Origin of the sequence: Campylobacter sp. VBCF_04 NA7 (assembly GCF_027737405.1) — a bacterium.
In the GTDB taxonomy this organism is placed as follows: Bacteria; Campylobacterota; Campylobacteria; order Campylobacterales; family Campylobacteraceae; genus Campylobacter_B.
In genome coordinates this window covers 23,289-46,341 of sequence record NZ_JAOVTT010000007.1, presented here as the reverse complement: position 1 = coordinate 46,341, position 23,053 = coordinate 23,289, and the positions used below count along the sequence as shown (strand labels likewise).

Below are 23,053 nucleotides of genomic sequence, written 5' to 3'. Positions count from 1 at the left end.
AAAATTTTAGTATTTATTCAATGTAAAATTCAGGTTGAATTTTGCTTTAAATTTTTCTGGATTGCTTCGCCGTGCAAGCACGGCTCGCAATGACAGCAAATTTAGTGCAAGGAATTTTAAAGTCGTAGATTGCTTCGAAAACTTTGTTTTCTCGCAATGACAAATTAAAGGCAAATAATTGCTTGCTTGCATAACAAATTCGGCGCAGTGTCTGCCAAAACACAACGATAACACAAAGCAAATTCTCCAAATTTCAAAAAGCCAAAATTTAACCCCTTTTTGCTAAAATGAGCGCAAAATCAAAGGACATTTTATGAGCGAATTCACACATTTACACCTACATACAGAATACTCATTGCTTGACGGGGCCAACAAAGTCAGCGAACTAGCCAAAATCCTAGCCGAGCGCGGTGCCAAAGCCTGCGCAATCACAGATCACGGCAATATGTTTGGGGCGATCGACTTTTACCAAACCATGCGCAAAAACGGCATAAAGCCGATAATCGGTATCGAAGCCTATATCCACAACCACGATGATATCGGCGATAAAAGCGACAAAAACCGCTTCCACCTAATTTTGCTAGCCAAAAACGAAATCGGTTACAAAAACCTAATGTATCTTAGCTCGCAAGCCTTTTTAAACGGATTTTACTACTATCCACGCATAAACAAAAAACTACTTCGCGAGCATAGCGAAGGGCTTGTTTGCTCATCTGCCTGCCTTGCGGGTGAGGTTGAGTTTCATCTAAATTTAAGCGAACGAAACCTAAGACGAGGCGCAGGCGGATACGAAGCCGCCAAAAAGGCCGCCGCAGAATACAAAGAGATTTTTGGCGATGATTTTTACTTAGAAATCATGCGACACGGTATCGGCGAGCAACTAAATGTCGAAAAAGATCTAATCCGCATAGCGCGCGAGCTTGATATCAAACTCATCGCCACCAACGACGCCCACTACGCCTACAAAGAGCGCGCCACAGCCCACGATGTGTATCAGTGCATAGCCATGGGCAAAACCATAAACGACGGAGATCGCCTAAAACATGTCGTAAGCGAATTTTATGTCAAATCAGATGAGGAAATGCAAAGGCTCTTTGCCGATATGCCAGAGGTCATCACAAATACGCAAGAAATAGTCGAAAAGTGCGATTTGCACTTTGCTTTCGAGGAAAAGGGCTACGCGCCCACACCGCCAAATTTCAAATTTACCCTCGAATACGCCAGCAAACACGGACTAAGCCTGCCTGAGCCAGAGGCTAGATATAGCTTTGCCAATGATGATTTTTTGTTTGATTATCTATGCCGTGAGGGTTTAAAAGAGAGATTAAAATTTATCGATGAGGCAAAACACCAAATTTACGAAGAAAGATTAAACAAAGAGCTTGAAATCATAAAAAGCATGCACTTCTCAGGCTATATGATTATCGTGCAAGACTTCATCAACTGGGCAAAAGACCACGATATCCCAGTTGGCCCTGGCCGTGGCTCTGCGGCGGGCTCAATTTGTGCGTATGCGCTTCGTATCACCGACCTAGATCCGATACCTTATAACCTGCTTTTCGAGCGATTTTTAAACCCTGCTCGTATCTCTATGCCAGATATTGATGTGGATTTTTGTCAAGCAAGGCGTGGCGAAGTAATCGATTATGTCATAAAGCAGTATGGCAAATACAATGTCGCCCAAGTAGCGACCTTTGGTAAATTGCTAGCTCGTGGCGTAATCCGCGATGTCGCCAGAGTATGCGATATGCCTCTCTCGCAGGCTGATAAAATGGCAAAATTAATCCCAGAAGGCCCTGGCGTAACCCTAACTGGCGTCGGCGATCCAAATAGCGATAAATACAAACCGGGCGCTTATGAGCAAGAGCCAAAAATCGCCGAGCTTTTGCAAAGCGACCCCACAGCCGCGCAGGTATGGGAGTTCGCGCTTCAATTAGAGGGCTTAAACCGCAACGCTGGCATGCACGCAGCAGGCGTGGTTATCTCAAACGAGGAGTTATGGCACAAGGCTCCACTTTTCAAACAAGATAAAGGCGATGACGCGCGTATCGTCACGCAGTATATGAAAAACTACCTAGAAGATGTGGATCTCATCAAATTTGACTTTTTGGGGCTTAAAACTCTCGATGTCATCGACAGCGCGCTAAAACTCATAAAAAGGCGATATGATAAAGACATAATCTGGGAAAAAATAGATTTTAACGACCCTGCGACTTATAAAACAATCCAATCAGGCAACACGCTTGGAATTTTCCAAATCGAGGGCGCTGGCATGCAAGATTTAGCCGTAAATTTAAAGCCAGATAGATTTGAGGATATCATCGCGATGATTTCGCTATATCGCCCAGGTCCAATGGATCTAATCCCGCGTTTTATAGATATCAAACACGGACGCGAGGAAGCCTCGTATATGTTCCCGCAAATCAAGGAAATTTTAGAGCCGACTTATGGAATCATCGTCTATCAAGAGCAGGTCATGCAGCTAGTGCAAACTATCGGCGGATTTTCGCTTGGCGAAGCTGATTTGGTGCGTAGAGCCATGGGTAAAAAGGACGAAAAAAAGCTAGCCCACATGAGAGAGCAGTATTTGGAGGGTGCTAAGACAAACGGCTTTGATGTCGCTAAGGCAAACGAGCTATTTGATATGATTATGAAATTTGCCTCTTATGGATTTAACAAATCCCACGCGGCGGCTTATTCGATGATTACATTTCAAACAGCCTATCTTAAAACCTACTATCCAGCCGAATTTATGGCTGGTTTGCTCACATCTGAGGAGGGAAACACAGATAAAGTTGCAAAATATATCGATGAAGCAAAACGGCTTGGTATCGGGCTAAAACAACCATCAATCAACCAAAGTTTGCGCGGATTTAGCGTAATCGACGATGAGGCAAGTGAATCGGGCCAGTCTATCATCTACGGACTTGGCGCGATTAAGGGCGTGGGTTCGGCTGCGATTGAAAATATCTTAGAGCTTCAAAACGAAAGGCTTTTTGAAAATATCGATGATTTTGCCACCAGAGTGGATAATTTCAAGGTCAATAAAAAGGTCATAGAGTCCCTAACCTACGGCGGTGCGATGGATTGTTTGGGCAAAACTAGGCTTAGCATTATCCAAAACATGGAAAATATCCTAGATGTGATGAAAAAAATCACAGAAATCAAAAAAGACGCTCAAAGCTCGCTATTTGGCGAAGATGAGGAGATGACCGAGGGGATAAAAGTAAGCTTCGTGGAAAATGCTGAGGAATTTGCGCAAAGTGAAATTTTAAAATTCGAGCAACAAACCGTGGGCGTGTATCTCTCTGGCCACCCGCTCGATGATTATAAAGAGCAAATGAGCGGTATAGATTACCTGCTCTCATCGCAATTTGGCGAGATTACAGGCGATAATGCCGAAATTTTAAGCGTTGGGCGGATCGAGGATATCACTACTCGTATCACAAAAACCGGCAAAAAAATGGGAATTTTGACCATTTTGGATTTGCACGGCTCGTATGAACTAGCCGTATTTGACAACACGCTAAAAACTATCGAAAATTTAAGCCCCGCTGAGCTCGAAAAACCATACGCTTTTATGATAAAAATCAGCAAAAGTGCCGCTGGCGAGGGAGCATATCAAGTTTCCTTCCTTTCAATGCTAAGCCTAGAAAACGCCAAAGACGCTGGGTTTAGACCACGCTCTGGCGTATTTTTAGAGGGAAATCCGCTCAAAGTTTTCGAAAGCGAAATTTCGCCTATCGCACACAGTAAATCGAGTGAATTTTATGAAATTTTGCAAAATGAGGGCTCATCAATGAAGCTTTTGTGTGTCGGCAAAATCGAAAGCGTAAATTCTCGCACAACAAAATCTGGCTCGCAAATGGCGAATTTAACCATACTCGATTTATCAGGGAGCTTCGAAGTCGCGGCATTTGGCGATGTGTGCGAAAGCGTGCTAGCCCTAAGCGATAGCGACCTAGAACGCCCGCTGGCATTTTGGGTAAGGCTTGCGAAAAACACAGGAACTTACGGCGGAAAATACCAAATTTACCTAGATGAAATTTTATCGCTCGATGAGGCGCGAAATATCGAAAACTACGCCCCTAGCGAAGCCAAAAGCTATGGCGCCTCTGCGCGCAAAGAGAGGCGAAATTTCGGCGATAACGGCTTTGACAAGGGCGAAAATGCCGCACTTGTGGCCTTGCAACAAAGCAAAAAAGAGCGCGAGGAACAGCGCAAAAAGGCCGTGGATTTCGAGTTTGAAATATGTGCTAGCGAGCTAAACCGCGACAAAATCCAAAAAATCTACTCCCTAGCCTTCAACGACAGGGATTTGAAAAACTCCAAACGGCTAATTTTGCGCGTGAGGTTTGAAAACGAGGTTTTGATATACCCTACCGAATACATCGTCGGCGACGATTTTGGCGAGAAAGTGGGCGAAATTTTAGCTGCGTGAAATTTGCAAAATTTACGAATTTTAAGAATTTTAGAAATTTGAAATTTTGAAATTTAGCCCAAAATTTGGGCTAAATTTATTAAATTTGATTGAATTTGGCTAAGAACGGGCAAATTCCACAATCGCGCGCGCAAGTTCGAGCGTAGCGTCAAGGAAAACCTTATCTGTCTCAATGAGTGGCAAAAACAGCGGGATCTCCGTGCAGCCAGCGATATAAACATCCGCGTCAATGCTATCTAACACGCTTTTAAAAAGCTCCACATATTCTGCGGTTTTGCCAGCTTTCACACCTTTGTAAATGCAATCCATTAACTTAGCTTGATTTTCCTCGCCAAGCTCTACGCTGATTAATCCAGCATTCTCTAAGTGCTCATCATACACCCTAGCCTTTTTCGTGCCAGAAGTAGCCAAAACTGCGATTTTTTTGGCATTTGGATAGCGGGTTTGTATCGTGCTAACTGCGTTTTTTGCGATATGGATTAGTGGCAAATCCACAGCCTCCAAAACCCTTGGCGCAAAATAATGCGCTGTATTGCAAACCATGACAAACGCCTCGCAACCTGCATTTTTAAGGCGAGTTGCGCTTTCGATTAGCTTTGGCGTAGGATCCTCGCCCTCGCCGAAAATACACGCCGTCCTATCCTCGATTTGCGGATAGCTATCGATTAGAAGCGGGATATTTTCTTGATCGCTTCTAGCCCCCGTTAATTCTATCGTTTTTAGATATAAATCAGCACTTGCTAGCGGTCCCATACCGCCGATTACTCCGACTCTGCGCATTTAATTCTCCCATTTTGAGGTATCTAGTTTGCCCTCTGTTTTAGCCACATATAGCGAAGCCACGACATCGCCTGTAACATTCATAGATGTGCGTCCCATATCTAGTATCGCGTCAATGCCTAGTATCATACCATAAGCCACTGCCACGGTTCCAGTTACGCTGATACCTACTGATTCTAGTATCAAAAGTAGCATTAGCGCGCCAGCACCAGGCACACCAGCTGTTCCGATAGCTGCTAGCATAGAAGTGATAATAATCGTAAAATAGTTTTGAGCAGTGAGATCGATACCGCACGCATTAGCGATAAAAAGCGTGCAAACACCCAAATATACGGTCGTTCCGTTCATATTTACAGTCGCACCCACAGGCAAAACAAAACCATAAATCGATTTTGGAATTCCCATTTCCTCATCAGCAGTCCTCATTGTAATCGGAAGCGTGCCGTTCGAGCTTCTGGTAACAAACGCCGTAAGCATAGGCGCGCGAACTTTTTTGAGGAATTTCGCAGGATTTATGCCAATTAGCATACAAACCACGCAGTATATCGCAAACACCTGCACCGCAAGTCCCACATATAGCGCAATCGTAACGGTCAAAAGCGAACTAATCGCGCCAATTCCAGCTTTGTTAAACACAACGAACATTAGCGCAAAAACGCCGATTGGTGCGTATTGCATAACCCAGCGGATAACCTTAAACATAATCTCGCTCATACCATCAAAAAACGCATACACAGTCTCTGCACTACGCGCAATGCGCTCATCGTCGCTACTTTTGCAATACGCTAGGCCAATTCCCACAAAAATACAAAACGCGATAATAGGCAAAATTTCACCCTTAACGATAGCTTCAAACGGATTTGTAGGGATAATATTTAGTAGAATTTGGCTCATCGCAGGAGCATTTGCGCTCTTTTCCACAGCTTTGGCAGCATCTAGCTCCAACCCACTACCAGGGCTGAAAATCAATCCGCACGCCAAACCTATCGCGATCGCAAACAGCGTCGTAATCGCGTAGAAAATTATCGTTTTGACGCCAACTTTACCAAGGTGAGCTGGATCAATCGAACTTGTGCCAATTATCAGTGAGCAGACGATTACAGGCACCATAATCATTTTGAGCATTCGCACAAAAAGATCACCAAACGGCGTTAAAATCGATACCCAAGTGGTATCGCCAACGGTGGCATTTTGCGGTAAAATTATACCCAAAACCGAACCCAAAACAAGCGCAATCATTATGCGCCAAAGTAGGCTTGACTCAAAATACCATGCAAATATACCGCGCTTTTTAGGCGCATTAGCGTCACTTTGCGACATTTTTTCCCCTTTAAAATATAATGTTCTTACGATTTTACAATAAATTTGCATAGAACAAATTTAATTAGGGCTGAATTTATAACGAAAGGTTAAAATTTCATTTGTTTTCTAAATTTTGCACCATAAATTTGGCGAATTTAAAATCGGACAAGGCGGAATAATCCACCCAAGCGACGCTGATCACTGGATTTATGCGATTGAGCTTTACGCAGATGATAAACTCGTAGCCAAAGTCTCGTTAGAACCAGTCGCAAGCAGGGGATTTTTGAGTGCAAGGCTAAATCTAAAAGATATCAAAACCCTCAAAGCAATCTCTCGCTGTAACCTGCACGGAAATTTTACATTTTCGATAAATTTATAACCACTAAGCCCCAAATTCGGGGCTTTGAATTTTATTTTTTAATTTTATATAATCGTTTTTAAAAAGTTTTAAAAAAAGGCTGAAATTGTGTGGTGGTGGGCTCACCAGGACTCGAACCTGGGACCATCCGGTTATGAGCCGGATGCTCTAACCAACTGAGCTATGAGCCCGATTGAATAAATTGGATAAGCTGTAATTTTACAAAAAATTTCTTAAATTTGAGTTAAAGCGCAAAATTTCGCCAAACGCCAAATTTTTTGCCATGCGATACGCAATCCAACCTGCGCACGCAAATTTTGGCACCAAATCATTACACATTATGACGCAAGAACCGCGCACATTTCGGCGCAGTATAATCCACGCAATCCACGCAATCCACGCAATCCACGCTTAAAAATATCGCCCAAATTTCGGCGCAGTATTAGCCCAAACCTAATTTAAGCCCAAACCTAATTTAAGCCCAAACCAAAATCAAGCCCAAAACAAATTTCGGCGCAGTGTTTAAAAACGCAAAAATATTTTAACAAAATTTAACAACAAATTTTAAGGATTAAATTTAAAATTCCCCGCTAAATTCGGCAAATTTAACAAATTTCGCAAATTCGCCAAATTTAATCAGGGAAGGAAGAATTATTTGTTTGCTTTTTCGATATATTCGCCACGCACGGTATCTACGCGGATAACCTCGCCTTCAAGCACATGAAATGGGATTTGCACGACCGCACCAGTTTCAAGGGTCGCTGGTTTTTTGTTGCTTCCTTGTGTATCGCCACGGAAATTTGGCGCAGTTTCGACGATTTTTAGCTCGACTACTTGCGGAACTTCCACGCCGATCGCTTTGCCATTGTAAAACATAATGCTAACCATCATGCCATCAAGCATCCATTTTTTCGCCTCGCCCACATCCTCGTCAGCGATTGCCACTTGCTCGTAGCTCTCTGTATCCATGAATTGGCAATACTCGCCGTCATCATAAAGGTATTGCATATCTTTTTGCTCTAAATTTGGCTCCTCGCATTTATCGCCTGCGTGGAAAGTTTTTTCCAAAACCTTACCGTCGATGAAGGATTTTAGTTTTGCGCGCACGAAAGCAGCACCCTTGCCCGGTTTTACATGTTGATACTCTACGATTTTAAACGGAATTCCATCAACTTCGATTTTAAGACCTTTTTTCAAATCGCCCATTGAATAAGCCATTTTTTCTCCTTAGTTTGGTTGCATAAAACTGCGATTATACTAAATTTAGCTTTAAATTTAGCCAAATTTAATCAAAGTAAAATTTTAAAATCCTCTATATCAAAAAGCAAAATTCTATCATTTTTGATTTTTTCTAGCTCGCCTGAGAACCCAGATTTCGAAAACAGCGCCACCATATCAGGCGCAAGCGCAGAATTTTCGCACTTTGCGAGCAGTTCGTTTAGGACATTTTTTGAGATTTTGCGCTCTTTGTATTTACACTCGCCCACGATTAAAAACCCCTCAAATTTCGCAAAAATATCAATCTCGCTATTTTTATCCCAATAACTCGAAATTTGCGAAATGTCGATATTTAGGTAGTTTGCGAGCAGTTCGCGGCAGAGTATCTCATAGCCAAAACTCGCGTAATTATCGAAATCCTCCCTAATCTCGCCAATGACTTTTTCGTATTCACCCTGCGCCAAAATTTGCAAATTTGGCTCGATAAACCTGAACCAAAACCGCGAGAAATTGTCGTTAAAATGGACTTTGTCTGTGATTTGATAGCGTCTTAAAATTCGTGGCAATTTATCATTTTTATGCAGTTTTACGGGGCGTTTTTCGTGCGATTTTTCTAAATTTAAAAACCCAGCTTCTAGCAAAATTTGCGTGATTTTTTGCGCGGTGAAGCGGGGTAGTATCTTTGCGACACCGATTTTTTTACGATCTGATTTGGCGAATTTCATCAACGCTTGTTTTAGCTCTTTTTCATACTCGCCACCGAAACTAAACCTCTCGCCAATCTCCCTAAAATTCGGCAAAATTTCAGCCTCTATCGCGCTAAATACATCGTCATATTTCGTGCAAATATCAAAAGCATCGAATACGAAGTGAAATTTCAAAATTTCACCCAGTTCCAAATGGCCAAATTTGCTAGCCGTGTGTTTTAACCCTAGAATTTCACCCCTCCTAAAACGGCTAATTTTAGCAAGTTTAGGTATAATTTACAAAATTTTGGAGTAAAAAATGCAAATCGAAAAAATAAAAAATGATTTAATACTAAAAGAAGGAGTCAAATACTTCGATTTCGCCGCGTCTGGGCTAGCGTGCAATAGTGTCGAGCGCGAAATCGAGCGGGTTTTGCGCACTTATGCCAACACGCACTCTCTTGGCGGCGAAAACGCCCACACCACGAGCGAATACTACGAAAACGCGCGCGCCAAAATCAAAGAAATGCTAGGGTGTGCTGGCAAATACTACCTCATCTCGTGCGGATTTGGCGCGACAGCCGCGATTAAGAAGCTATGGGAAATTTTAGGCATTTACCTGCCACCAAACACCAAAAAACGGCTAAATTTGACAAATTTCGCCACTACTGAGCGCGCGAAATTTCCACTAATCGTGATCTCTCCATACGAGCACCACTCGGTCGAAATCAGCCTGCGCCACGCTCTGTGCGAACTCGTGCGCGTGCCACTGGGTGCAGACGGGCTTATGGATTTTGGCAAATTAAATGAAATTTTAGGCGCAAATAAAGGGCGCGAAATTTATGGCGTATTTAGCGCGTGTTCGAACGCCACTGGGATTTTAGTCGATTATAAGCGGGTATTTTTGGCGCTAAAAATGCACGGCGCGAAACTTTTCATCGACGCTAGCGCGCTTGTGGCGCATGATAATGTGGATTTGGGCTTTTGTGACGGGCTGTTTTTTGGCGCACACAAACTCATCGGCGGAGTGGGTGCGTGCGGGATTTTGGCGCTGAAAAAAGAGTTTTTAGAAGGCGCAGAGCCCACATTTGCGGGCGGTGGCGCGGTAAAATACGCTGATTTTAGCACGCAAAACTTCGTCATCGACAAAGAGCGGCTAGAAGAGCCGGGCACGCCGGGGATTACGGCACTCATTAGGGCGTATTTGGCGCTGGATTTGCGCCGCAAGGTGGGATTTGCGGCGATAAAAGAGCGAGAAAGCGCGCTAAATGCGAAATTTATCGATGAAATTTCAAAAATCAAAGAGATTAAAATTTACGGGAATTTGAGCGCGCCAAGGGTGCCGATTTTTGCGTTTAATATGCAGAATTTAGCCTCTGATGCCCTAGCCTCCGTGCTTAGCTCAAAATTCGAAATCCAAACGCGCTCTGGGTGCGACTGCGCAGCGCCGTATGGATTTGATCTGACAGGACTTGCGCCAGATCCCGTAAATCAGACCAAACCAAGCTGGGTGCGAGCAAGCTTCTCGTGGGTCAATGATGAGGACGATATCGCCTACCTCGCCCACGCGCTCAAAGAAATCGTCAAAATCCGCACAAAGATAAATTTCGTAAGCGGAAAATATCGTTGCTAATCGCCCCCGCAAGGCGGAAATACTGCACCAAATTTGAAATAATGATAAATAAAAGATAAAATTCGGTGGGCAAGGATGCCCACCTTACGATACTAATATGGCAATTCCTTTTCTCCGTTTTTATACATGTCATCTTCCATCAATTCGCATTTTGTGCTAAAAATTTTACACCTGCCGTCTCGTTTTCCAAATTTATATTCGCATTCTGATTTTAAACAAGTTCCAAATACACCACTTGTTTCATAAAGATTAAAATCTATTTGATAATCACGAAAAACACCATGTGCAAGTGGTTTTTCATTGTCACTATAAATGTAAAATCCTTCAGTTTCTAAATAATACTCAAAATCTTCTTTACAATGCTCGTTTAGACGACAGCTATGTCTCCCTGTGCATTCATATTCCCTAAAACCATATCCGTTTTCATTATATATCCGCTGTTGTATAGGCTTTTTAAAGCAATTTTTAGCTAATTCTTCTTGATTTATCATTCCACGTTCCATAGCCCAATACATTTTTTTTACAAAATAAATTTCATCTTTTTTTATCTTTCCGTGTTCAAATTCCGTGTAACTTAAAAGCTCTTTTGTATCCTTTAACCACGCCCTTTGATTTCCATGTAGTTTTTTATCTTTATCATAAGCATTTTCTATTATAACTTCAAATTTTTTCATTATCCCATCGTATTTATTTGGTTGTTCAGACCAATCTACTGTTTTGATAGTTCTATTTACATCAACAACTCCTCTTGGCTGTCCCTTGAACTGCTCGGCAAATGCAAAATTCACAAATACAAGCAAAAATGCACTAAATAAAATCTTCTTCATTTTCTTTTATCCTTTTTATGGTTTCTTCTATTTCTTCGACTTTTGCACCATTTTTATCTTTTAGGATTTCCAAGAATTCAATCAATAAGCATTTTTGAATTCTAACCCATAATTTAGCAGGATTTTTATATTTGCATGGATTGAAATTAGTTGGATAGCCTAGTTCATCGCTATGCTCATTTGTATCAATACACCACCTTATAGCAACTATGTTTCTTTTGCTGATTTTATCTTTGCCAACAGCAACATTAAATTCGCTATCATCAAAAAGCATAGTAAATTTATTTTTTTCAAACGGATGCTCAGTATATTTTGCCATTTCCAACTCCTTAATAGAAAAATTCCCGTTATTATGCGCCCCCCCCCCCCTTAATTTTTGCTGAATTTAAGCTTAAAATAAATATAATTTGTTATCGCTTTTAATTTTTGATTATTCTCTTAAAAATTGGCGTAAATGTGTGGTTGGAAAATTTACTATCGTAAATTTTTGGATTGAATTATTTTATAAATTTAACCTTTGGGATTGCTTCGACGGCGTTGCCGTCTTGCAATGACAGATTAAGCAAAATTCTAGGCGCAGTATCCCAAAATTTGCGAAGCGAAATTTGACGAAATTTAAATCACAAAATCACAAACAAAAACAAAATTCCCACGATAATGCGATAAATTCCAAACGGGATAAAGTCAAATTTGGCTACAAAGCTCAAAAATAGCTTGATTGCGATTAGCGCGACCACGAAGGCAACCACACCACCAAGCAGAAAAATCCAAATATTTTGCGAATTTTGCGCGAAGGTGTCGAGGTTTTTGTAAGTATCATACAAAGTCGCCGCAAACATCGTAGGAATCGCTAGTAAAAAGCTAAAACGGGCGGCTAAATTTCGGCTAAGCCCACAAAGAAGCCCAGCGATAATAGTCGCCCCTGAACGCGAAGTGCCAGGCACCATAGCAAAACACTGCGAAAGCCCGATTATAAAGGCTTGTTTGTATGAAATTTCACTGAAATGCTCACTTTCACTCACAGGCGGATTTTTTTTGCGAAGTAGCTCGACCACGATAAAAATCACGCCCCAAATGACAAGCATATACGCGGTCGTGGCGGGCGAAAATAGCGATTTTATCGTCTTATACATCAAAAATCCGATGATCGCTGTGGGGAAAAATCCCACCATTAGCTTAACCCAAAGCGAAAAATCCTGTTTAAGTCGCTCGAAAAACATAAAAACTACCGCTAAAATCGAGCCTAGCTGGATTACGACCTCGAAGCATTTAAGCGTATCGGTTTGCTCCAAACCCAAAAAATGCGACGCCAAAATCATGTGTCCCGTCGAGCTTACGGGCAAAAACTCGGTCAGCCCTTCGACAACGCCTAAAATTATCGCACTAATTATATCCATTGATTATGCCTTGTAAATTTTTTATGTTTTGCGAAATGGTTTTTGGTCTGTAAATCGCACTCACAAGCGCGATATAATCGGCATTAAGAGGCAAAATTTCAGCTAAATTTTGCTCGCTAATCCCGCCAATTATCGCAACTGGAATTTCAAGCTCACGCTTTGCCATTTGCACGATTTCGTGCGGACAAAGCGGGGCTTCTTTTTTGGTGGAGCTTGCAAACATCGCCCCAAACGCAGCGTAACTCGCACCACCCTCTTGCGCCGCTCTCGCTCGCTCTAAATCAGAGTAGCAGCTTACGCCGATGATTGAGCCCGCGCCCAAAAATTCGCGCACATTTTTTATTTCGCCGTCGTCTTTGCCAATATGCACGCCGTGAGCGCGGAGTTTTTTCGCCAAAACGACATTATCATTGATGATTAGCTTCGCGCCGTAATCCTCGCAAAGCGAGATTAGCGAGGCGATGAGAGTTTCGTCTTGGCGCGGGAGTTTGGAGCGATACTGCACGAGTTTGACGCCACTATCTAAAATTTCACGCACCTGCGAAAAAACGCTAGAATTTGGCGTCAAAACATCATCGGTAAGGGCGTAAATTTCACTCATTGATTGACATTTCTATCGTTGGTTTGTTTTGGGTCGGCTCTTCTGTTTTAGGCGCAGGTTGCGCCTCGCTAGGCTCTTTTTTAGGCTCAGAAGGCTTTGATTTTGGCTCATCTTTTATGCCAAAGGCGCATTTGCTTACCTTTGAATATTTTTTGCCAAAAAACCCTTTTTCGCCCTCTATCGCCAAAACGCTAGCCTTCACAAATGCCTCTTTATCGTCGTTTTTAGGCATAGCAAGTCCAGCCCTTACCAAATCTAGCCCCAAATTTGACTTTTCGGTGCTGATATCGCAAATCAGCTCGTTTTTGCCCTCGGCTTTGATTTTTATGAAATATCGCTGGGTTGGGACGATAAATTTTTCGATCATATTTTTTTGATCTTTTTTGAAAGTTTTTAAATCTTTTTTGTCTTTGATACATTTAGCGACTTGCTTTTCGCCAATTAGCGTAACTTCGCTAAATTTGCACATTAGCCTTGTCTTGCCCCGTTTAAAAAGCAATCTATCCTCGTCTTGGACGAAGCCTAGGAATTTCGCCACGATAAAATCGTCATTTCTCGCACATGCACTCGTAACCAAAAGCGATAAAAATATAAAAATCAATTTTTTCATAAAAGCCCTTTAAATAGAAAAAAGCGCAAAATTTAAAAGGCTAAATTTTGCGCCAAATTTGGATTATTTTAGGTTGTATTTTTCTAAAAGTTTGTCGTATGAGCCGTCGCTCTTCATCTCGTCGATTGCTTTGTTGAATTTCTCCACAAGCTCAGGATATTTGCCCTTATCGAAAGCAAAGGCAAATCCGTCGCTTCCGTCAGACTCTCTCATAAACTCCACGATATCGTCGTTTTTCTTCAAATACTCCACGCCCACAGATGAATCCACGCAAAGCGCATCGACCTTTTTGTTTTTTACTAGTAACACGCCAGCAAAGACAGTTTCTGCTGGATTAACATCTGCGCTAGGAATTTCGCGGATTGCGTTTTCTTGGATTGTGCCAAGTTGCGCTGTTAGGCGTTTGCCTTTAAGATCGTCTTTGGTTTTTAGGCTATCGTCGTCTTTGTGTTTGATATATAAATTTTCGACCTCATAGTATGAGTTTGTGAAATCCACAGCGTTTCTTCTCTCTGCTGTCGCGCTCATACCTGATCCTGCTAGATCGATTTTGCCGCTTTTTAGCGCTGGAATTAAGCCATCAAAGCTCATATTTAAAATTTCGATTTTCAAATCGGCTCTTTTTGAAATTTCATTTACCAAATCAATATCAAATCCAGTGATAGTTGAGTTTTCATCTACGAACTCAAATGGCGGATATTCGGCGTTTGTGCCCATTACATAGACATCTTTTGCACAAGCAATTGAGCCAACTAAGCTAGCTGCCAACATAAATTTAAGAAATTTTTTCATTTCTGCTCCTTTTAATGGTTTAAAATTTTATTTAAAAAGTCTTTTAATCTCGGATTTTGCGGATTTTCAAAAACATTTTTAGGCGTATCATCGACTAAAATATTTCCGCCGTCCATAAAAAATATTCTATTTGCCACATTGCGCGCAAAGCCCATTTCATGGGTTACGACAAGCATTGTAATGCCCTCTTTGGCAACCTCTTTCATAAGAGCTAAAACCTCGCCTATCATCTCAGGATCTAGCGCGCTTGTAGGCTCGTCGAAAAGTATCACATCTGGGTTCATCGCTAGACTTCTAGCGATTGCGATGCGCTGTTTTTGCCCGCCTGAGAGTTTGTGCGGGAAAGCCTCCGCCTTGCTCTCTAATCCCACCTTTCGCAAAAGCTCCATAGCCTTTTCTTTGGCTTTTTCTGGGGTATAAATTCCAGCTTTTACCGGGGCTATGGTTAAATTTTGCAAAACATTTTTATTCGCAAAAAGGTTAAAATGCTGAAAAACCATGCTGACTTTTTGGCGAATTTTATTGATATCGGTTTTTTTATCGGTAATGTCTGCGCCACCGATTTTGATACTGCCCTCGCTTGGGGTTTCGAGCAAATTTAAACATCTCAAAAATGTCGATTTTCCACTCCCGCTAGGTCCGATGATTGCGACAATATCGCCTTTGTTTATGGTTTTTGAAATGTTTTTCAAAACACAAAGCTCGCCATAATTTTTGCTTAAATTTGAAATTTCAATCATGTCTATTTAGCCTTGATTCTAAAATTTTAACCAAAAGCGAGAAAAATTTCACACTCGCATAATAAATCACACCCGCGAAAAGTATCGGCTGAACCGTATATAGCGAGGCTTGCAGGCTTTTTGAATAAAATGTCAAATCCGTAATCGCCACAAGTCCCACGACCGAAGTTTCTTTAAAAAGGCTGATAAATTCGTTTGCCAAAGCTGGCAAGATATTTTTTATCGCTTGCGGGAAAACAATGACTTTCATCGCTGTTGAATACGACAGACCCATAGCGCGCGCAGCCTCCATTTGACCGCGATCGACGCTGTTTATTCCACTGCGGACGATCTCACAAACATAGGCTGAGCTGTTAAGACCTAGCGCCACAATTGCGGCGAAAATATTATTTTGCCAAGTCGCAAAAACAACAAAAACAAAAATCATAAGCTGTATGATTATCGGCGTGCCACGGATAATATCAACATACTCGTCGATAATAAAATTTAAAATTTTATTATCCAAAAATTTCAAAAACGCCAAAATAAATCCCAAAACTATACCAAGCGCGATACCGCCACTTGTGAGTATCAGCGTGACGCCATAAGCATTTACAAGCGCCATTTTGCGCGCGTCTGTTAAGTTATCTGGATAGCAAAAATAAATTCCTGCGCAGATGATAATCAACGAAAAAACAATCTTTAAAATTCTCTCGTTCAATCCCCAGCCTTTAAATTAAAATTTAGCCTAAAAGCATACTAAAATTTTGATAAATTTCAAGTAAATTTTGATAAAATCGCACCTTTTAAGGAGTGGAAAATGAGTTATTGGATCTATGCCTCGATCGCTATGTATTTCCTAGCCCTCGTCATCATCGGCAGACACTACTACGACAAAAACGCAAGCCTGAGCGAATACCTCATCGACAATCGCAGATTAAACCCCTTTGTAACCGCACTTAGCGCAGGTGCAAGCGATATGAGTGGCTGGATGCTTCTAGGGCTTCCTGGGGCGTTTTTTGCTACTGGAATTAGCACGGTTTGGATTGCAATCGGGCTTTGTATTGGTGCGTGGTGCGCGTATAAATTTCTCGCAAAAAGGCTTAGAATTTACACCGAAGTCGCAAGCGATAGCATTACAATCCCTGATTTTTTGGAAAATCGTTTTAAAGATAAAACAAAATCTCTTCGCATAATCTCTGGACTTTTGATTATCGTATTTTTCACGCTGTATGTTTCTAGCGGAATTATCGCAGGCGGAAAGAGCTTTGAGACATTTTTCGGGCTAAATTTCGCTTACGGCGCGATTGCAACGATTTGTATCGTTGTGTTTTATACATTTTTTGGCGGATTTAAAGCAGTAGCGATAACAGACGCTTTCCAAGGCGCACTGATGTTTATCGTGCTCATTATGATTCCAGCATTTTCGTTTAATGCTCTACAAATCCCAGATAGTTCGAGCTTTTGGGGCGAGGTATCAAAAATCAGTCCGTCGCATTTGGATCTGTTTGAGGGACAAACTTTTCTTGGAATTTTGGGGCTTTTGTCATGGGGGTTTGGCTATTTTGGACAGCCTCATATCATCGTGCGATTTATGGCGATTAGAAATTCAGCCGAGATGAGTTCTGCGCGCAGAATTGGCATTTCGTGGATGGTTTTTGGACTGCTTGGGGCGATGGCAAGTGGTCTAATCGGCCTAGTGTATTTTCACCAAAACTCCCTATCTATCAGCGATCCAGAGAAAATTTTCCTAGAACTTGGCAAAATTTTCTTCCACCCATTTATCCTTGGCGTGATTATTTCGGCTGTGTTAGCTGCGATTATGAGCACGATTTCTAGCCAGCTTTTGGTCAGTGCTAGCTCGGTTACGAAAGACTTTATTTTCGCATTTTATAAAAAAGAGGTCTCATCAGCCACGCAAACCCTAGTCTCCCGCCTCGCTGTCGTTTTCATCGCGGTGCTAGCTACGATTGCGGCGTTTTTGTGGGACGATAGCGTCTTAAATGTCGTCGGACACGCTTGGGCGGGCTTTGGCGCGAGTTTTGGCGCGGTGCTGCTTTTTAGCCTGTATTCTAAGCACATGAGCGCTTTAAGCGCGCTGTGTGGCATGCTAGTGGGCGGAATCACCGTCATAATCTGGATAATTGCCGATTTATCGGGCTATATTTATTCGCTTTTGCCTGGATTTACATTTTCGATGATTGCCATAATGCTAGTCAATAAATACAACTCCGTGCTAGATAAAATGGCGGACGAGCCAAATTTAAACGAAATTGCAATCGAATTTGAAAAAATGAAAGCACGAAACGAAAGCGAGAAAAAATAATGCTAAATTTGAAAATGGCAAAAGATTTAATCTCAGGCGCAATTTCACAGCCAAATTTAATCGCGCATTGCGAAAATGTAATGGCCGCAATGGGGGCTATGGCGGAGCATTTCGGCGAGGATAAAGAATACTGGCAAGCGATCGGCTATCTGCACGATTTCGACTACGAAAAATTCCCGCACGAGCACCTAGCGCACACAAAGGGGCCACTTTTGGGCGCCGGCGTAGATGAAGCTAGCGTGCGGGCGATACTCAGCCACGGATACGGCATTTGCACTGATGTCGAGCCGATTTCAAATTTAGAAAAAAGCCTATTTTGCGTCGATGAGCTAACAGGCATAATCGATGCCTGCGCCAAAATGCGCCCAAACGGCTTTGCGGATTTAGGCGCTAGCAGTGTAATGAAAAAATTTAAAGATAAAAAATTTGCCGCCAAATGCGATAGAAGCGTGATTTTAAAGGGTTGTGAAATGCTTGGCATGGATATCAAAGAGGTCGTAGAAATCTGCATAAAAGGCATGAGAGAACTGCACCAGGCTTAATTTTCACTGCAAGACGACAAGGCGAAGCGTTAAAACGCTTCGCCAGAGCCGAGCAATCCAATAAATTTGAATAATATCCACTCGTAGCACAAAATTCACAAATTTTGATTATTTTTCAAATTCTTTTTTGATTTTTCGTAAAAATTCTATCAGCTCGGCAGAGCAGTTTTGTTTTATAATAGTAAAGGCTAAAATATTTCCGACAAATAGATAAAAATTTGTCTTTGTTTCTACAATTTTATATAAATCTTCGTATTTTATCTGCGAGAAATCGGCGCTTACATTTTGGTTAAAATCATTTGTCTTTTGGGTAAAATAATCTTCAAAAAATTCAAAAAATGAGTGCTGATTTGCCGATAGTTTATTTGAATAAAATGTTTTTTTGACAAAATAAAAATTTGCGTAGTAATAAAGTCCGCCAAGCCAAATCAAAGCCGCCAAATTTATGAAAAAATTTTCGCTAAAAAATCCTTCTTCTATGAGAAAACAAAAGTCCCAAAATAGCAAATATAAAATCCAAATTCCGAATATTATAAAAATTATTCTAGTTAGCCATTTGCCCTTAATCGAGTTATTAAATTTTTTATATTCGTCAAAAGTAAAAATCGTATCGGTTTTGTATGGCATTTTTGTGTCCCTTGATTTGAAAATTTGCAAATTTGATTATAAGAAATTTTGGCTTAAATTTTTATCTAATTTCCCATTGCAAGGGGCATTTGATGATTTTTAAAATTTATATGAAATTTTAAAATTTCCCAAAACACTGCCCCGAAATTTTAAATTCATAGATTGGCACTAATTTTGCCTGCGTAAAATTTTCGCAATGACAGATTATGCAAAATTTACGCTCAATTTGTCATTGCGAGAAAACGGAGTTTTCGAAGCAATCCAGGGAAATTCAGATAAATTTCAATTCAAATTTCTAACACTCCCTAAATTTTACTGGATTGCTTCGTCGCTTTGCTCCTCGCAATGACACGGAATTCACATGCTCTAAATTTAAAGTCGTAGATTGCTTCGAATTTTTGCTTCGCAAAAAATTCTCGCAATGACAAATTGGAAGTAAAATTTAAGTTGAAGTGTGCTGAAAATTTTACTGGATTGCTTCGCTTTGCTCGCAATGACAGATTATACAAAATTTACAAATTTCGGGGCAGTGTTTAAAAGGTTGCGCTAGCGGGTTATGCTAAATTTAAAATTCTATCAAATTTCGCTTCAAAAGCCTAGCTAAATTTCGCCCAAGCCTCTCGTAGCCCCCAGCTTCTAAGTGGATTTCATCGGGTCGGATTAGCCCCATTTTGCGCCAGCCCTCCCAGCCTCCGTCCTCGCTCATCGCCATATCAAAATCATAAAACATAAGCCCCATATCGCTGGCTAGGTGCCTTATCACGGCTGCGGCGCGCGCAGCGTTTGGCACTTTGGGGCTGCGAGGCGGGGCAACGAGCAGGATTTTTGCCCTGCGCGAGCCTTTGCGAAGCGAGCGCACTAGCCCCCGCAGAGTCGCGTAAAATTTCGCCTCGTCAAAGTTGCTATCAAGGGCATCGTTTGTGCCATAAGCGATGATAAAAAGCTCGTAATCAAGTCGTGCCAAATCCCTAATAAAGGCGTTTTTGCCCCATTTTTGATACACGCTCGAATACGCGCCATTGCTAGCGCAACTATCGGCGAAACTGCCATTTTTGCGGTAAATTTTATACCCGCCAAGCTCCGCGCCCTCGCGCAAAGAGCGGATTTGCACCGGAAAAGCGAGCGTAAAGCGCGTATATTCCCAAGAATTTCGCAAAAGATGATTTATGCGAAATTTCCGCCCATTAGCGTCGATAATCTCGAAAATTTCGCCATTTCCGCCCACTCTATGAAGCACTTCGACCTCAAATTCGCCACTTAGCTTTTTAAGCTCGATTTGCAAACCAGCCCCATTTCTCGCCCTTGCGATGACCCCGCATAGCGGGAAATCCGGGTCTGTATCCCTGCGCGATGAGATGATCTCAAAGCCCTCGTTTTTAAATCTCACTGCCTCACTAGCGTGAAATTTAGGCATTAGCGGGGCGATAAAGCCCACACTATCGTCGCTTCCGCCGAAAAATTCATCTCTAAATGCCTGTATTAGCGCGTCGCTTCCAAGGTGTGAATCGCCCAAAAACTTCACCCCAAAGCCCTGCGCTAGCGCGCCACTAATGCAGAGTAAAACCGCAAAAAGCGCGCGCACAAGGCTATTCAACACTAATCCTTGCTAAAATTTTTTGGGTTATGATTTCGCAGCCTTTTTTGCTGATGTGGATTCCGTCGTCTTGGCGGACGCGAATTTGGCTTTTGCCATTTTTCAAATAGACCTTGTATGCGCCGTTTTCGCACACAAATGGGCTTGTAGGCATGTAAATTTCGCCGAATTCTTTATTTACACTTTTATAGACTTTGTTAATCGCCTCGGTTTTTTGCTCAAATTTTGCTTCGTTCATGCACGGAAGCCCCAGCCACAGCACCTTTGCGCCGTATTTTTCGGCAGTATCGTAAATCTCCCTGACCCTGCTAGCGTAAAATTCGCTCCAAACCTCGCTTCCTACGCTTCGCACAGCTCCATTAATCTTGCGCGGGTGAGTATCGTTCGCACCCAAAAACACCACCACTAGCCCGATATTTTCGTTATTTGCTAGATTTTCGGATAAAACCTGCTGCCAGTTGTGCCCCTTTTTATCGACTAGGCCGGTTGATTGCTTGCTAAGATCAAGCACTTTTAGCCCTGATTTTGGGAAAAATTTCTTAGCACTCATACCCACATACTGCATTAGGCTATCGCCGATAAATAGCACGGTTTGACCGGCTTTAAGCGCGATTTTTTCATTAGATTTTTTTGCAATTTTTGGCGCGAGAGCAGGAGCTGTTTCGTTCGCCTCGCTAGGCTTTGGCGCGGTTAAATTCGCGCTTTTGTTGTTATCAATTTTAGGCAGAGTTGTATCGGTTAGCTTGACTGCTTCGATTTTTTTAAGCTCACGCTCGATGATTGCGTCTTTATCGCTTGGAGCGATAATAGGCGCAGTGTTACTAGCGAGTGTGTAAGTGGCTGTTTGCGGGGAGAGGCTCTCTATTTTCGCCTTTAAATTTGGCGTGAAATTTTGGATTTTTTGGCTAATGTTTGATTGCAATTCGCCCCCAAATCTCAAAGGCGAATTCGCCAAATACTCTTCCAAACCGAAATTCGAGCCAAAGCGCGAATTCGCGTAATAAATCAAGGAATTTTGCGCAAAAAAAGCCAAAATCAAAAATGCCACAACCAACGAAAACAAAAATTTAATCATCTAAAAACTCGCATAAATAAAATTTGGAATTCCACTTGGCATCAAAAGATAAATCGCGCAAAAAACCGCGCCCAAAACTACCCCTTTTAACCAAAATGGCAATCTCTTTAAAAAGCCCTCAATTAGGCGGTTTGTAACCAAAAATTTAGGATAAATCAAAACAAAAATCAAAACAGCCAAAACTAGCAAAATTTCAAATTTGCTCTGATAAAGTGGAGATGAAATAAGAGCCGAGAAAATCGCGCCAATCTCGCTAAAATCAGTGTTTGCGAAAAACACCCACGCAAAACTGACATAGATAAATGTAATCAGCCTAGAAAAGTGTAAATTTAGTGACTTTACTTTGCAGGCGCGTAGGCATTTTAACCACACGCACGCTAAGCCATGTAACGCCCCCCAAATGGCGAAATTTAGCCCCACTCCATGCCAAATTCCAGAGAGCAAAAATGCTAACATTATATTCAAATTCATACGCCAAAACTTCCACATACCGCGCACTTCGACAAATTCGATTATCTCTTTTTTAGCTTTTTTCTTTTTCTTTTTCTTTGCGCCGATTTTGAGCTTTACTGGCAGTTTTTTGCCCCAGCCACAATTCCCGCCAAGCGGGATATAGATGTAATCGCGGATAAAGGTAGAAAGGCTGATATGCCACCTATCCCAAAACTGATCGATATTTCGCGCAGTATATGGCATGTGAAAGTTGCGTGGCAAAGCAAATCCAAGTGCGAGTGCTAGGGCGCGCGCAATGTCGATAAATCCGCTAAAATTAGTATAAATCACAAAAGAATAAAGCAAAATCGCCAACACAATTTTTAGCGCGCTAACCTCGCTAAAATCGTAAATATTGCTAAAAATCTCACCCACAAACGGCGTAAGATGACCGCAAATGACAAGAACTTTAAAAGCGCCGATGATAAAAAGCGCGAGAATTTTATCGCCGTTTTTAAAGCTCTTTTTTTGGTTAAATTGTGGCAAAACTGGATAAATTTTAATGTATCCTTTGGAGTTTTTATGCGCGGCTGCCCTGCCTATGGGGCCCATTACCACGCTTGGGAAAAACGCCAGATAGCAAAGCAAACTCAAAAAATCCGCCCCCTCGCACTGCTTTTTGCTCACGGCCACGAGATAGGTTATCGACATAAAAGTATAGTATGAAATGCCCAGCGGCAGGGCGATTGACTCGATTGGGGAAAGTCCAAAAAAATTTGTAACAATGGCGAAAAATTCTCTAATATGGCTAAAATATTTGAAAAAACACAAAAAACAAATAGAGCCAAAAACTGCCGATAAAATGGCGGAATTGCTGGAATTTCGCCTCAAAAATTTCCCAGCAAAATAGACAAAACACGAGTAAGCAAACAAAATCGCGCCAAATTTTGGGCTTACAGAGCAGACGAAGCCGTAACTTGCAGCCAAAATTAGGATTTTTTGGATAAAGACGCTGTCTTTTTGCGACCAATACAGGGCAAAAAACAGCGTAAAAAGCAAAATAAACTCGGGCGAAAAAAATGTCATTTTGGTT

The 23,053-nt window shown here is 41.8% G+C and carries 22 protein-coding genes and 1 tRNA gene; 6 read left to right on the top strand and 17 right to left on the bottom strand.

The annotated features are described in order from the left end of the window. Positions 1-313 precede the first annotated feature (313 nt). Positions 314-4,441 (top strand): DNA polymerase III subunit alpha, encoded by a 4,128-nt coding sequence (gene dnaE / locus OFO00_RS06570; protein ID WP_270865379.1) that lies wholly within the window; start codon positions 314-316, stop codon positions 4,439-4,441. A gap of 99 nt (positions 4,442-4,540) precedes the next feature. Here dnaE and OFO00_RS06565 read toward each other — a convergent pair whose 3' ends face one another. Together OFO00_RS06565 and OFO00_RS06560 are read right to left on the bottom strand one after the other, a co-directional pair. Then, positions 4,541-5,221: an aspartate/glutamate racemase family protein gene (locus tag OFO00_RS06565; RefSeq protein WP_270859755.1), complete on the bottom strand. Its 681-nt coding sequence runs from the start codon at positions 5,219-5,221 to the stop codon at positions 4,541-4,543. Then, complete coding sequence (locus OFO00_RS06560; protein WP_270865378.1) at positions 5,222-6,541, bottom strand: dicarboxylate/amino acid:cation symporter; 1,320 nt, start codon at positions 6,539-6,541, stop codon at positions 5,222-5,224. Positions 6,542-6,656: 115 nt separating this feature from the next. Here OFO00_RS06560 and OFO00_RS06555 point away from each other — a divergent pair, with 115 nt between their 5' ends. Further along, complete coding sequence (locus OFO00_RS06555; RefSeq protein WP_270865377.1) at positions 6,657-6,902, top strand: desulfoferrodoxin family protein; 246 nt, start codon at positions 6,657-6,659, stop codon at positions 6,900-6,902. 93 nt (positions 6,903-6,995) lie between these two features. Here OFO00_RS06555 and OFO00_RS06550 read toward each other — a convergent pair. Next, positions 6,996-7,072: transfer RNA gene (locus OFO00_RS06550), tRNA-Ile, on the bottom strand. A 92-nt stretch (positions 7,073-7,164) separates the two neighbouring features. Here OFO00_RS06550 and OFO00_RS06545 point away from each other — a divergent pair. Continuing rightward, on the top strand, positions 7,165-7,296 hold the full coding sequence (locus tag OFO00_RS06545) for a hypothetical protein (RefSeq protein ID WP_270865376.1): 132 nt from the start codon (positions 7,165-7,167) through the stop codon (positions 7,294-7,296). A 236-nt stretch (positions 7,297-7,532) separates the two neighbouring features. Here the strand turns inward: OFO00_RS06545 and efp are convergent, their stop codons facing one another. Continuing rightward, on the bottom strand, positions 7,533-8,099 hold the full coding sequence (gene efp / locus OFO00_RS06540; RefSeq protein ID WP_270859759.1) for an elongation factor P: 567 nt from the start codon (positions 8,097-8,099) through the stop codon (positions 7,533-7,535). A gap of 71 nt (positions 8,100-8,170) precedes the next feature. Beyond that, on the bottom strand, positions 8,171-8,998 hold the full coding sequence (locus tag OFO00_RS06535; protein WP_333721410.1) for a DUF234 domain-containing protein: 828 nt from the start codon (positions 8,996-8,998) through the stop codon (positions 8,171-8,173). 106 nt (positions 8,999-9,104) lie between these two features. Here OFO00_RS06535 and OFO00_RS06530 point away from each other — a divergent pair, with 106 nt between their 5' ends. After that, a complete protein-coding gene (locus OFO00_RS06530) occupies positions 9,105-10,418 on the top strand; it encodes an aminotransferase class V-fold PLP-dependent enzyme (protein ID WP_270865375.1) in 1,314 nt (437 codons plus the stop codon). A gap of 92 nt (positions 10,419-10,510) precedes the next feature. Here OFO00_RS06530 and OFO00_RS06525 read toward each other — a convergent pair whose 3' ends face one another. From OFO00_RS06525 to OFO00_RS06490, 8 genes are all read right to left on the bottom strand, one after another. Next, on the bottom strand, positions 10,511-11,245 hold the full coding sequence (locus tag OFO00_RS06525; protein WP_270865374.1) for a hypothetical protein: 735 nt from the start codon (positions 11,243-11,245) through the stop codon (positions 10,511-10,513). Next, a complete protein-coding gene (locus OFO00_RS06520) occupies positions 11,226-11,564 on the bottom strand; it encodes a hypothetical protein (protein WP_270865373.1) in 339 nt (112 codons plus the stop codon). The genes OFO00_RS06525 and OFO00_RS06520 overlap by 20 nt, the downstream gene beginning before the upstream one ends. A gap of 301 nt (positions 11,565-11,865) precedes the next feature. Continuing rightward, a complete protein-coding gene (locus OFO00_RS06515; protein WP_270865372.1) occupies positions 11,866-12,642 on the bottom strand; it encodes an undecaprenyl-diphosphate phosphatase in 777 nt (258 codons plus the stop codon). Then, positions 12,629-13,243, bottom strand: a complete 615-nt coding sequence (thiE, locus tag OFO00_RS06510) for a thiamine phosphate synthase (protein WP_270865371.1) — start codon at positions 13,241-13,243, stop codon at positions 12,629-12,631. The genes OFO00_RS06515 and thiE overlap by 14 nt, the downstream gene beginning before the upstream one ends. After that, entirely contained in the window at positions 13,236-13,853 is a 618-nt protein-coding gene (locus OFO00_RS06505) for a hypothetical protein (protein ID WP_270865370.1), read from the bottom strand. The genes thiE and OFO00_RS06505 overlap by 8 nt, the downstream gene beginning before the upstream one ends. 63 nt (positions 13,854-13,916) lie before the next feature. Beyond that, entirely contained in the window at positions 13,917-14,645 is a 729-nt protein-coding gene (locus OFO00_RS06500; RefSeq protein WP_270865369.1) for a basic amino acid ABC transporter substrate-binding protein, read from the bottom strand. Between the two features lie 11 nt (positions 14,646-14,656). Next, on the bottom strand, positions 14,657-15,385 hold the full coding sequence (locus OFO00_RS06495) for an amino acid ABC transporter ATP-binding protein (protein WP_270865368.1): 729 nt from the start codon (positions 15,383-15,385) through the stop codon (positions 14,657-14,659). Further along, positions 15,378-16,085, bottom strand: coding sequence for an amino acid ABC transporter permease (locus OFO00_RS06490; RefSeq protein WP_270859767.1), 708 nt, complete (start codon positions 16,083-16,085; stop codon positions 15,378-15,380). The genes OFO00_RS06495 and OFO00_RS06490 overlap by 8 nt, the downstream gene beginning before the upstream one ends. Positions 16,086-16,184: 99 nt before the next feature. Here OFO00_RS06490 and putP point away from each other — a divergent pair, with 99 nt between their 5' ends. Both putP and OFO00_RS06480 read left to right on the top strand, forming a co-directional pair. After that, complete coding sequence (putP, locus tag OFO00_RS06485; RefSeq protein ID WP_270865367.1) at positions 16,185-17,690, top strand: sodium/proline symporter PutP; 1,506 nt, start codon at positions 16,185-16,187, stop codon at positions 17,688-17,690. After that, complete coding sequence (locus OFO00_RS06480) at positions 17,690-18,232, top strand: HD domain-containing protein (protein WP_270865366.1); 543 nt, start codon at positions 17,690-17,692, stop codon at positions 18,230-18,232. Before putP ends, OFO00_RS06480 begins: the two co-directional genes overlap by 1 nt. Before the next feature lie 108 nt (positions 18,233-18,340). Here OFO00_RS06480 and OFO00_RS06475 read toward each other — a convergent pair whose 3' ends face one another. The 4 genes from OFO00_RS06475 to OFO00_RS06460 all read right to left on the bottom strand — a co-directional run bounded on the left by OFO00_RS06475 (position 18,341) and on the right by OFO00_RS06460 (position 23,046). Continuing rightward, positions 18,341-18,859 carry a YcxB family protein gene (locus OFO00_RS06475; RefSeq protein WP_270865365.1) on the bottom strand — a complete coding sequence of 173 codons (519 nt, stop codon included), beginning with the start codon at positions 18,857-18,859 and terminating at the stop codon, positions 18,341-18,343. A gap of 565 nt (positions 18,860-19,424) precedes the next feature. Continuing rightward, the gene (locus OFO00_RS06470; RefSeq protein ID WP_270865364.1) at positions 19,425-20,453 is read right to left on the bottom strand and encodes a GDSL-type esterase/lipase family protein; all 1,029 of its coding nucleotides are present in this window, start codon (positions 20,451-20,453) and stop codon (positions 19,425-19,427) included. Beyond that, positions 20,446-21,528, bottom strand: coding sequence for an SGNH/GDSL hydrolase family protein (locus OFO00_RS06465; RefSeq protein WP_270865363.1), 1,083 nt, complete (start codon positions 21,526-21,528; stop codon positions 20,446-20,448). The genes OFO00_RS06470 and OFO00_RS06465 overlap by 8 nt, the downstream gene beginning before the upstream one ends. Next, positions 21,529-23,046, bottom strand: a complete 1,518-nt coding sequence (locus OFO00_RS06460) for an MBOAT family O-acyltransferase (protein WP_270865362.1) — start codon at positions 23,044-23,046, stop codon at positions 21,529-21,531. Positions 23,047-23,053 lie beyond the last annotated feature (7 nt).

What these genes read in the sequence shown, in the direction of transcription:
- putP (WP_270865367.1), top strand. Translation starts at nt 16,185, where the DNA reads ATGAGTTATTGGATCTATGCCTCGATCGCTATGTATTTCCTAGCCCTC.
- OFO00_RS06495 (WP_270865368.1), bottom strand. Translation starts at nt 15,385, where the DNA reads ATGATTGAAATTTCAAATTTAAGCAAAAATTATGGCGAGCTTTGTGTT.
- efp (WP_270859759.1), bottom strand. Translation starts at nt 8,099, where the DNA reads ATGGCTTATTCAATGGGCGATTTGAAAAAAGGTCTTAAAATCGAAGTT.
- OFO00_RS06465 (WP_270865363.1), bottom strand. Translation starts at nt 21,528, where the DNA reads ATGATTAAATTTTTGTTTTCGTTGGTTGTGGCATTTTTGATTTTGGCT.
- thiE (WP_270865371.1), bottom strand. Translation starts at nt 13,243, where the DNA reads ATGAGTGAAATTTACGCCCTTACCGATGATGTTTTGACGCCAAATTCT.
- OFO00_RS06525 (WP_270865374.1), bottom strand. Translation starts at nt 11,245, where the DNA reads ATGAAGAAGATTTTATTTAGTGCATTTTTGCTTGTATTTGTGAATTTT.
- OFO00_RS06480 (WP_270865366.1), top strand. Translation starts at nt 17,690, where the DNA reads ATGCTAAATTTGAAAATGGCAAAAGATTTAATCTCAGGCGCAATTTCA.
- OFO00_RS06530 (WP_270865375.1), top strand. Translation starts at nt 9,105, where the DNA reads ATGCAAATCGAAAAAATAAAAAATGATTTAATACTAAAAGAAGGAGTC.
- OFO00_RS06505 (WP_270865370.1), bottom strand. Translation starts at nt 13,853, where the DNA reads ATGAAAAAATTGATTTTTATATTTTTATCGCTTTTGGTTACGAGTGCA.
- OFO00_RS06500 (WP_270865369.1), bottom strand. Translation starts at nt 14,645, where the DNA reads ATGAAAAAATTTCTTAAATTTATGTTGGCAGCTAGCTTAGTTGGCTCA.
- OFO00_RS06565 (WP_270859755.1), bottom strand. Translation starts at nt 5,221, where the DNA reads ATGCGCAGAGTCGGAGTAATCGGCGGTATGGGACCGCTAGCAAGTGCT.
- OFO00_RS06515 (WP_270865372.1), bottom strand. Translation starts at nt 12,642, where the DNA reads ATGGATATAATTAGTGCGATAATTTTAGGCGTTGTCGAAGGGCTGACC.
- OFO00_RS06560 (WP_270865378.1), bottom strand. Translation starts at nt 6,541, where the DNA reads ATGTCGCAAAGTGACGCTAATGCGCCTAAAAAGCGCGGTATATTTGCA.
- OFO00_RS06460 (WP_270865362.1), bottom strand. Translation starts at nt 23,046, where the DNA reads ATGACATTTTTTTCGCCCGAGTTTATTTTGCTTTTTACGCTGTTTTTT.
- OFO00_RS06545 (WP_270865376.1), top strand. Translation starts at nt 7,165, where the DNA reads ATGCGATACGCAATCCAACCTGCGCACGCAAATTTTGGCACCAAATCA.
- OFO00_RS06520 (WP_270865373.1), bottom strand. Translation starts at nt 11,564, where the DNA reads ATGGCAAAATATACTGAGCATCCGTTTGAAAAAAATAAATTTACTATG.
- OFO00_RS06475 (WP_270865365.1), bottom strand. Translation starts at nt 18,859, where the DNA reads ATGCCATACAAAACCGATACGATTTTTACTTTTGACGAATATAAAAAA.
- dnaE (WP_270865379.1), top strand. Translation starts at nt 314, where the DNA reads ATGAGCGAATTCACACATTTACACCTACATACAGAATACTCATTGCTT.